Raw genomic sequence first — 8195 nt, 5'->3', positions numbered from 1 at the left:
GCTGGCCGGCGAGCCGCTGAGCGCAGCGTGGTTCCACCGCGAATGCATGCCCAAGATCACCGGCACACCGCCGCCGGACGCCAAGTGAGCCACCGGGCAGACGATGATGAGCGAAGGGGAGACAACGCCACCATCACACCGCCCCATCGCGGTGATCGATGACGATCTCGGGGTCCGCGCGGCCCTGTGCAACCTGCTGGATTCCGCCGGGCATCGCCATTGCAGTTTCGATGGCGGCGAGGATTTCCTCACCAGCACCTGCCTGCCGGTAGCCGCCTGCGCCATCGTGGACCTGAACCTGCCTGGAATGAGCGGCTTCGAACTGGCCGAGCAACTGCGCAGCCTGCGACCGGACCTGCCGGTGCTGTTCATCTCGGCGCAGGTCACGCCGCTGCAGCGCCAGCGCGCCACGGCCATGGGCATGGCGCTGCTGGTCAAACCGGTCGACGCCGATACCCTGCTGGTGCTGCTGACGTCCACCCTGCTCTACGGCCCGCCCTGAACCGCGCGCGTCGGCAATGCGGCACAATGCGGCCTTGACCTCATCATCCTTGCCTGGAGATCCCCTTGCCGTCCGACCCGTGCCCTGCCGACGACGATGCCCTGCTGCACGCCCTGCGCGAATTGTCGGCGCTGCTTGACCCGGTTCTGCTCAAGACGGCACTCACCCGCGCGCTCTGCCAACTGGCTGGTGCACGGCGCTGCCTGCTGGTGCGGCATGAGGCCGGCCTGACCCTGGTCGAGGCCGAGGCCCGGCGCGATGGCATGGCCGTCTGCAACAACAAGGATCACTGCATCGCCGGGCCGGACGATCTGCACAGGGCCACGCTCACCCTGCACCTGAGCCATCGTGGCCAGGCGCGTGGCGAACTGCTGCTGTATTACGACGCGCCACCCGCTGCGGCCATGACGCGCTGCGCCCGTCACCTCGCCGCCCACGCCGCCGTGGTCCTGGCCAATGCCGCCGACCATGCGCAGGCCTTGCTGGAAAAGCAACAACTGCTGTGCGCCGAGCGCGAACTGCGCACCAGCCAGGAACTGCTCAAGCAGGGCGAACGCTTCAACCACGCCGGCAGCATGCGCTACCTGGTGCGCGAGGACCTGATGTTCTGCTCCGATGAACTGTGCCGCATCTACGGCCTGCCGCCGGGCCGCAACTGCATCACCTATGACGAGTTCGCGTCCATCATGCATCCCGATGACCGGCAGGAAGTGATCGAGACCGTCAATGCGGCCGTCGCCATGGGCGGCACCATCCGCGTGGAGCACCGCATCTGCCGCCAGGACACGGGCGAGGTGCGCTATCTCTCCGGCATCGGCAAGCCGGTATGGGTGGATGGCACCTTCACCGAATACGTGGGGACGGCCACCGACATCACCGTGCGGCGGCAGGCGGAATACGCCATCCGCGCAGCCCAGGTGGACATGGAGCGCGTCTCGCGCGCCAACACCGTGGGCCAGCTGACCGCGTCCATCGCCCATGAAATCAACCAGCCGCTGATGTCCATCGTCTCCAACGCCGGGGCCAGCCTGCGCTGGCTGAACCGGCCCGTGCCGGAACTGGAACATGCGCGCGCCGGCCTGCGCGACATCATCAGCGAAGGCCAGCGCGCCGGCGGCATCATCAGCAGCCTGCAGAACCTGACCCGCAATCGCGCGCCGCAATTCGAGCGCCTCGACCTGGCTGCGCTGATCCGCCATACGCTGACCCTGTCACGCAGCGAGCTGGAGCAGCGCGAAGTGCATCTTTCGCTGTCCCTGCCGCCTGCCGAGGTCCATGTACTGGGGGATACGGTGCAGTTGCAGCAGGTGCTGCTGAACCTGGTGGTCAATGCCATCGATGCCATGGCAGCCGTGCCGGAAAATGCACGCACGCTCAACATTGGCGTGAGTTGCTGCAATGAACAGCGCGTGAAGGTAGAGATACAGGATAGCGGCGAGGGCATCGCGGCCGACGCCATGCCGCACATCTTCGATGCCTTCTATACCACCAAGGAAAACGGCATGGGCATGGGGCTGGCGATCTGCCGTTCCATCATCGAGACCCATCGCGGCCGCCTGCGCGTGGAGGCGGCGCAGCCGCAAGGGACGGTGTTCAGCTTCGACCTGCCGCGCGTACCGTGAGCCGCGGGACCATCAGCCCAGCCGGCGGCGCCATGCGCCCGGACTGCTGCCCACGATCTGCGAGAACACGCGGCTGAAATGGCTCTGGTCGTAGAAGTCGCAGGCCACTGCGATCTCGGCCAGCGACAACCCGCTGTGGCGCAGATATTCGCGCGCCATGTCGACCCGCTGCAGCAGCAGCCACTGGTGCGGCGTGTGGCCGGTACTGGCCTTGAAGGCGCGCAGGAAGTAGCTGGCCGACATGTTGCATTCGCGCGCGATCTCGGGAATGGAGACCTGGTCGCGGTTTTTCTGCAGCAGCATCTGCTTGGCCCGGTCCTCGTGCAGGCGCGACAGCCGCACATGGCGCGGCGCAGGCAGGCTGGCTCCGCCGTAGCGTTGCAGCAGATGGGTGCCCATGGCCAGGCCGAGCTGGTCGACGAACAGGTGATTGTCGGCATCGGGCTGGGCCAGTGCCGGGGCCAGTGCGGCGGCCAGATGGGCCAGCACCGGATCATCGTGGCCGGTGACGGTGGCCAGCCCGCTGGCCTTGCGGCCGCGCAGATCCTCGTTGACCGTGGCAAACCATGACAGCGGCAACTCCACCAGCAGGAAGTCGAAGGGCGTCTGCAGGTCGGCCCGGTAGTCTTCGGAAAAATCACGGATGTAGACGGCACCGCGTCCGAACTCGAACTGTGCACCCTGGCGGCCCTGGAAGATGCTGCGGCGGTGCTGCGACGCCATCGAGATGCCGACCAGGAAACCGCGATCGGAGGCCGGCGTGTAGACCTGCGACACCTCACGGCCTTCAACCCGCTTGCGATAGAAACTGAACTGGCTGCCCTGCAGCTCCTGGCTCTGCTTCAGCGCAGTGGACGAACAGCCGAGAGAGTCGCTGCGTGCGGGGGCGGTGGCAAGCGGGACCTGGGCAGTCATGGGCGACCTCGTGGAAAACTGGAATGCAGGAGGGCATGCGGCAACCCTGTTCCGGGATTCTACAGGGCCGCGCATTCCCGTGTGAGGAATCAACAGCTCGCTTGCCCGCGATTACTGTTGCTTGCGGGCAGCCTCCTGCAGCATGGCCTCGCCCAGCTGCACATGGCCGCGCTCGGCCAGCGTTCTGCCTGCGCCTTCGATATCCCGCACGTCCTTGTTCTGGCTGAGCTTGCGCTTGCCTTCCAGGCGCGTGATCTCGATTTCGATGCCGACAATGGCCTTGAGCAAGGTATCGGTGTAGTCGGCAGGCGCATCGGACATCTTCCACGGCTTGGCCTCGCCGGCCTCGTGAGTACGGGTCAGGCGCGCCACTACGCCGCGCAGGTAGCGCTCGTCATCGCGGATGGTCACACGGCCATGGGCATGCGCCACGCTGTAATTCCAGGTCGGCACCTGGCGATGCGCCTCATGCTTGCTGGGATACCAGCTCGGCGAGATGTAGGCATCGCCCGCCGAGAACACCACCAGCACTTCATCGCCATCGGCCAGCTCGCGCCACAGCGGATTGGCGCGCGCCACGTGCAGATGCAGCGTGCCCAAGGCGCCCTGGGCAGGGTCGAGATGACAAGGGAGGTGGTTGGCATCCAGCCCGCTGGCCGTGTGCGAAACCAGCACGCCGAAAGGATGGGCAGTGATGAGCTGGTGCAGGCTGGCGGTGTCCTGGTCGGCGAAATGGGCGGGGATGTACATGGCGGGCGGCTGGCGTTGGACTGGCGTTGAAGGGAGAGGAGCGCCCTATTCTATTGCATCCTGCGCCGCGACCACCCGCAGTTGCGGCCAGCGCGCCAGCCAGCCACGGCCATGGACGCGGGCAGCAAACTGCGCCTGCTTGTCAGTGGCGAAGGCACCGGCCGGGCGCAGCAACCCTTGCCACAAGTCCTGCAAACCGAGCGGGGCGGCGATCTCGATGCGGTCCTCCCGGGTGAGACGCACGGCCACGGCCGTGGCGGTCTCGGGCCAGTAGCGCAGGGCATCGGTGGCACAGGTGTAGGGGGCATCCCCATTGCGCAGATGCATGCGCGCCTGGTTGCGCACGGACCACTGCGGGCCGGGGCAGGCCATCGTCAGCTCCGCCTCCAAGGCAAGGTCCTGCTCCGGCGAACAAGCGGCGGGATCGAACCAGATGACGTCGATATCGCTGTGCGGGGCCGTGGCCGGGCGGCCATGCAGCGCATCCCAGACGGCATTGCGCACGAAGCCCGCGCCTATCCATGCATCGGGCAGCGCCAGACTGCGCACCGCCTGCAGCAAGGGCAGGCGATGCGCATCGGCGGCGATCAACTGCTGCAGCCGGGTGGCCAGAGGATCGTCCTGCGCCACCGTTGGCTCAGTGCGCTTCTGCGGTTTGCGGGCTGACCGGCATGGCCGAGCTGGGCAGGCCGAAGACACGGTCAAAGCCGAGGTTGAACAGATAGGTGTAGATCATGAAGAACACGATCAGCCCGAAGTCCAGTACCAGCGCTTCCCACAGGCTGATGCCCAGCCACCAGGCGAACAGCGGCACCAGCATCACCACCAGCCCGCCTTCGAAACCGAGGGCGTGCGCAGCACGGCGCGCAAAGTTGCGGCCACGGCGCGGCTGGCGCGCTTCCCAGCGTTCGAACAAACCGTTGAAGATGAAATTCCATACGAAGGCGATGGTCGACGAGGCCACGGCGGCCGCCGACGCATGGCCACTGTCATGGCCCGCGAAGACGCTCAGCCCGACCGTGGTGAAAATGATGGCCAGCCCCTCGAAGAGGCAGGCATAGACCAGCTTGCGTTTGAATCCCTGCATGATGTGCTCCTGAAGACGGCAGCGCGCCAGTCCTCTGGCCGCGCGATGGAAAGCATTCTATGATGAAGTTTTTGATGAATGAAGTCGGCTTCTTTCAGTTTTTCTGACAGGTCGGCACTGCCATACACACAAGGAACAGACGATGGCTTTCTCCAGTGACAACGTCAGGGTCTTCCTGGCCGTGCTCGACAGTGGTTCATTCTCGGCGGCGGCGCGCCAGCTGGGACGCGTACCTTCCTCGGTCAGCATGACCATCAGCCAGCTGGAAGCGGAGCTCGACCTGGTGCTGTTCGACCGCACCGCGCGCGATGCCCGACCGACCGAACTGGCGCGCGCGCTGGAACCGGATGCGCGCCTGCTGGCCAGCACCCTGCGCCAGCTCGACGCCCACGCGCTGGCCATGCATCAGGGACTGGAGCGCAAGCTGACGCTGGCGGTAGCCCCGGAACTGCTGTCGGTGCCCTGGGCCAAACCGCTGGCGGTGCTGGCGGAAGAATTTCCCTCACTGGAGGTGGAAGTACTGTCCTCGCCGCAGGCCGATGCCATGCGCATGCTCTATGACAATACGGCACAGCTGGCGCTGGTCTTCGAGCGCCATGCCGGCAATGACCGCGAAGCCTTCCAGGAATTCAGCAGCGAGATGATGGTGGCGGTGATCGCACCCGAGCATCCGGCGCGGCTGCGCAAGAAGCGCAAGCTGCGTTATGAGGACCTGTACGACATCCGCCAGATCGCCGTGGCCAGCCGCGATGCCAGCATCTCGGACCCGCGCTTCTTCCTCGCACGCCACCTCTGGCGCACCGACAATCACCTGGCCACGCTGTCGCTGGTGCGCGAGGGACTGGGCTGGGCCTATCTGCCGCACAGCCTGGTGCAGGCACAGATCGAGGCCGGTACGCTGGTGGTCATCGATTTCGACAACATCAGCAACCAGCAGCGCATGTGGGTGGATGTGGTGTGGAACAAGGACCAGCCGCTGGGGCTGGGGGCGCAGCGTTTCATTGCCCTGATGCGCGAAATGGCACCGAGCCGGCGCAAGCGCGCGCACAAATGAATGCGGCCCGCAGAGACCGTTCGGACTGAGCCGCTCCGTCAGGGCCGCCTCGAAGGCGCTGCGCGGGGAAAATTATCATCACGCTGCACAGCGTCTTCGATACGCGGCGGGGCCGTTACTCAGTCCGAACGGTTGGTTTTTGCACGATGAACATCGATTGAAAACCTATTGAAAATCGATTGAAATCCGATTGAACAAAGTTCAATTTTTCTAAGTTTTTCAGGAAAGCTACCTTAGAGAAAAAATTCAGAAAACTTAGTTTTCAAGGAATGACTTTGGTCTTGCTCTTGGCCGCCAGCAACTGCACCAGCAGCTGGTCACGCTCGGCAGCGATGCCGGCAGAAGTCTTGCCGCTCATCTGCTCTTCTACCCCAGCGCGAATCTGTGCCTTGAGCGCAGCGGTGATGGAAGGCGCTCCCAGATCGGCCCACCAGCTTTCGATGGGCGGCCCCAGGTGATCCAGCATGTGGCCGATGCCGCCCTCTCCGCCCGACATGTGCAGATTGAGATAAGGCCCCATCAAAGCCCAGCGCAGGCCGGGCCCGTAGGCGATGGCCGTATCGATGTCTTCGGTACTGGCCACGCCCTGTTCGACCAGGTGGAAGGCCTCGCGCCACAGGGCGGCCTGCAGGCGGTTGGCGATGTGGCCCTTGACCTCCTTGCGGACATGAATGGCCTTCTTGCCGATGGCGGCGTAGAAGTCCAGCGCAGCCTGCACCGCCTCCGGTGCGGTCTGCGCACCGCCGATCACTTCCACCAGCGGGATCAGGTGCGGCGGATTGAAGGGATGGCCCAGCACCACCCGGCCGGGATGGCGGCAGGCGGCCTGCACCTTGCTCATCAGCAGACCCGAGGAACTGGAGGCCAGGACCACATGCGCCGGCAACGCGGCATCCATGCGCCGGAACAGGTCGATCTTGAGGTCTTCGCGCTCGGGGCCGTTTTCCTGCACGAAGTCCGCACCCTCGAGCGCCTCTTCCAGCGAGGCCGAGAAACGCAGGCGCTCAGGGGAGGCACCGGGCGCCAGCCCCAGCAACTCCAGGCTGGGCCAGTGACGCGCCACGGCGGCACGCAACTTCATTTCCGCATCCGGCATCGGGTCGGTGGCCGAGACCTCCAGCCCCCGCGCCAGGAAATAGGCCGCCCAACTGGCCCCGATCACGCCGGTGCCCACCACCGCTACCCGGCGCACCTCCTGTTGACCGGCCCGAGCGCCGCTTGCTGATGCTTGCATCTGTGTCTCCTTTGTTGATGGGCTTCAATGAAGCCGGGTTCGTTATGAATATTCTTGATAAATCTCGATTTTATTCGAGGTTTTAGAACGAGATTTGCATGGGCATTCGGCTACGATTGGCATCAAAGCACATAAACAAATTCCCGGATATGAATCGGGATCAACTCCGGGTCACGCCATGTTTCTCTATCTTCCTTTCCTGCTGGCCTTTCTCACCGTGTTGGGGATTGCACTCGGCTGGAAATCACTAAGCAACAAGCTATGGTTGGCAAGCACCATCGTCACCCTGTGGTGGTTCAGCCAAACCGCCCAGGCCCCCCTGGGTTTCATCTTGTAATGGCACCGTCTCATGGACCGTTCCGTTGTCTTCACCCCACGCGAACCCGTGCTGCCGGGCGGGATTTTCCTCAATTGCCTGTGCCTGCTGGCCATCAGTGGCTACCTGGGCCTGCTGCTGTACCTCCAGTCGATGGCGCTGTTGCCTGGCACCCCGCTACGCCAGCTGCAGTACACCGGCATCATCCTCACCGGCATCGGCTTCCTGCGCAATCTGCGCTTCGGGATCAAGAGTGCGCATTATGGGGTAGCGCTGGTGGGCGCGCTGCTGACCGGGCTGATGGCCTTGCGCCAGATCTCGCTGGAAGCCCTGGCCGGGCAGACGCCCACGGGACCGCTGTTGCAAGGCATGCATTTCCATACCTGGATGGCCCTGTTTTCACTGACCGCAATCCTGACCATTGCAGCCCTGCTGGGTGTCAAGAGTGCTGAATACCCGGCGACGCTGCTGCTGCTGCAAAGCGCGGAAAAGGAAAATGAACCACGCCGCACCCCGTGGGGCAGGATAGGCGCAGGCACCATCTTCGTGCTGCTGGCCGGTGCGCATCTGATGGCCAGCATGGGCGGCTGCGGCCGGCTGGTCTGTGACGAGGGGCTGATCGATCTCCTGCAATTGCATTCGCCACCACCGCCCAAGCCCTGAAAAAAAAACGGCGCACGCCTGCCGTCAGCAGGGGTGCGCCGGTCAATGACGG

10 protein-coding genes are annotated in these 8195 nt (G+C 64.6%); 5 read left to right on the top strand and 5 right to left on the bottom strand.

Annotation, left to right across the window (positions count from 1 at the left end):
- The first annotated feature begins 106 nt into the window (after positions 1 to 106).
- Entirely contained in the window at positions 107 to 502 is a 396-nt protein-coding gene (locus B3873_RS10185; RefSeq protein WP_227022537.1) for a response regulator transcription factor, read from the top strand.
- A 65-nt stretch (positions 503 to 567) separates the two neighbouring features.
- The gene (locus B3873_RS10180; protein WP_286865767.1) at positions 568 to 2124 is read left to right on the top strand and encodes a sensor histidine kinase; all 1557 of its coding nucleotides are present in this window, start codon (positions 568 to 570) and stop codon (positions 2122 to 2124) included.
- A gap of 12 nt (positions 2125 to 2136) precedes the next feature.
- On the opposite strand, the gene B3873_RS10175 is transcribed toward B3873_RS10180, so the two are convergent.
- The 4 genes from B3873_RS10175 to B3873_RS10160 form a co-directional block, all read right to left on the bottom strand.
- The gene (locus B3873_RS10175; protein WP_286865765.1) at positions 2137 to 3039 is read right to left on the bottom strand and encodes a helix-turn-helix domain-containing protein; all 903 of its coding nucleotides are present in this window, start codon (positions 3037 to 3039) and stop codon (positions 2137 to 2139) included.
- 111 nt (positions 3040 to 3150) lie between these two features.
- Positions 3151 to 3789 carry an FMN-binding negative transcriptional regulator gene (locus tag B3873_RS10170; protein WP_209533960.1) on the bottom strand — a complete coding sequence of 213 codons (639 nt, stop codon included), beginning with the start codon at positions 3787 to 3789 and terminating at the stop codon, positions 3151 to 3153.
- Positions 3790 to 3834: 45 nt separating this feature from the next.
- A complete protein-coding gene (locus tag B3873_RS10165) occupies positions 3835 to 4419 on the bottom strand; it encodes a nucleotidyltransferase family protein (protein ID WP_286865762.1) in 585 nt (194 codons plus the stop codon).
- Between the two features lie 7 nt (positions 4420 to 4426).
- Positions 4427 to 4876 carry a PACE efflux transporter gene (locus B3873_RS10160; RefSeq protein WP_121041033.1) on the bottom strand — a complete coding sequence of 150 codons (450 nt, stop codon included), beginning with the start codon at positions 4874 to 4876 and terminating at the stop codon, positions 4427 to 4429.
- A 142-nt stretch (positions 4877 to 5018) separates the two neighbouring features.
- On the opposite strand from B3873_RS10160, the gene B3873_RS10155 reads away from it, so the two are divergent.
- Positions 5019 to 5930, top strand: coding sequence for a LysR family transcriptional regulator (locus B3873_RS10155; protein ID WP_034331312.1), 912 nt, complete (start codon positions 5019 to 5021; stop codon positions 5928 to 5930).
- A 262-nt stretch (positions 5931 to 6192) separates the two neighbouring features.
- Here the strand turns inward: B3873_RS10155 and B3873_RS10150 are convergent, their stop codons facing one another.
- Complete coding sequence (locus B3873_RS10150; RefSeq protein ID WP_286865758.1) at positions 6193 to 7164, bottom strand: 3-hydroxyacyl-CoA dehydrogenase NAD-binding domain-containing protein; 972 nt, start codon at positions 7162 to 7164, stop codon at positions 6193 to 6195.
- A 178-nt stretch (positions 7165 to 7342) separates the two neighbouring features.
- Here B3873_RS10150 and B3873_RS10145 point away from each other — a divergent pair, with 178 nt between their 5' ends.
- Together B3873_RS10145 and B3873_RS10140 are read left to right on the top strand one after the other, a co-directional pair.
- Entirely contained in the window at positions 7343 to 7501 is a 159-nt protein-coding gene (locus B3873_RS10145) for a hypothetical protein (RefSeq protein WP_198516401.1), read from the top strand.
- 12 nt (positions 7502 to 7513) lie between these two features.
- The gene (locus B3873_RS10140; protein WP_286865755.1) at positions 7514 to 8143 is read left to right on the top strand and encodes a hypothetical protein; all 630 of its coding nucleotides are present in this window, start codon (positions 7514 to 7516) and stop codon (positions 8141 to 8143) included.
- Positions 8144 to 8195: the final 52 nt, after the last annotated feature.

Origin of the sequence: Herbaspirillum sp. UBA812, assembly GCF_002296545.1 — a bacterium.
In the GTDB taxonomy this organism is placed as follows: Bacteria; Pseudomonadota; Gammaproteobacteria; order Burkholderiales; family Burkholderiaceae_D; genus Herbaspirillum; species Herbaspirillum huttiense.
The sequence above is the reverse complement of the archived record's forward strand: the minus strand, read 5'-3'. Positions and strand labels throughout refer to the sequence as shown.

What these genes read in the sequence shown, in the direction of transcription:
- B3873_RS10185 (WP_227022537.1), top strand. Translation starts at nt 107, where the DNA reads ATGAGCGAAGGGGAGACAACGCCACCATCACACCGCCCCATCGCGGTG.
- B3873_RS10175 (WP_286865765.1), bottom strand. Translation starts at nt 3,039, where the DNA reads ATGACTGCCCAGGTCCCGCTTGCCACCGCCCCCGCACGCAGCGACTCT.
- B3873_RS10170 (WP_209533960.1), bottom strand. Translation starts at nt 3,789, where the DNA reads ATGTACATCCCCGCCCATTTCGCCGACCAGGACACCGCCAGCCTGCAC.
- B3873_RS10160 (WP_121041033.1), bottom strand. Translation starts at nt 4,876, where the DNA reads ATGCAGGGATTCAAACGCAAGCTGGTCTATGCCTGCCTCTTCGAGGGG.
- B3873_RS10155 (WP_034331312.1), top strand. Translation starts at nt 5,019, where the DNA reads ATGGCTTTCTCCAGTGACAACGTCAGGGTCTTCCTGGCCGTGCTCGAC.
- B3873_RS10150 (WP_286865758.1), bottom strand. Translation starts at nt 7,164, where the DNA reads ATGCAAGCATCAGCAAGCGGCGCTCGGGCCGGTCAACAGGAGGTGCGC.
- B3873_RS10145 (WP_198516401.1), top strand. Translation starts at nt 7,343, where the DNA reads ATGTTTCTCTATCTTCCTTTCCTGCTGGCCTTTCTCACCGTGTTGGGG.
- B3873_RS10140 (WP_286865755.1), top strand. Translation starts at nt 7,514, where the DNA reads ATGGACCGTTCCGTTGTCTTCACCCCACGCGAACCCGTGCTGCCGGGC.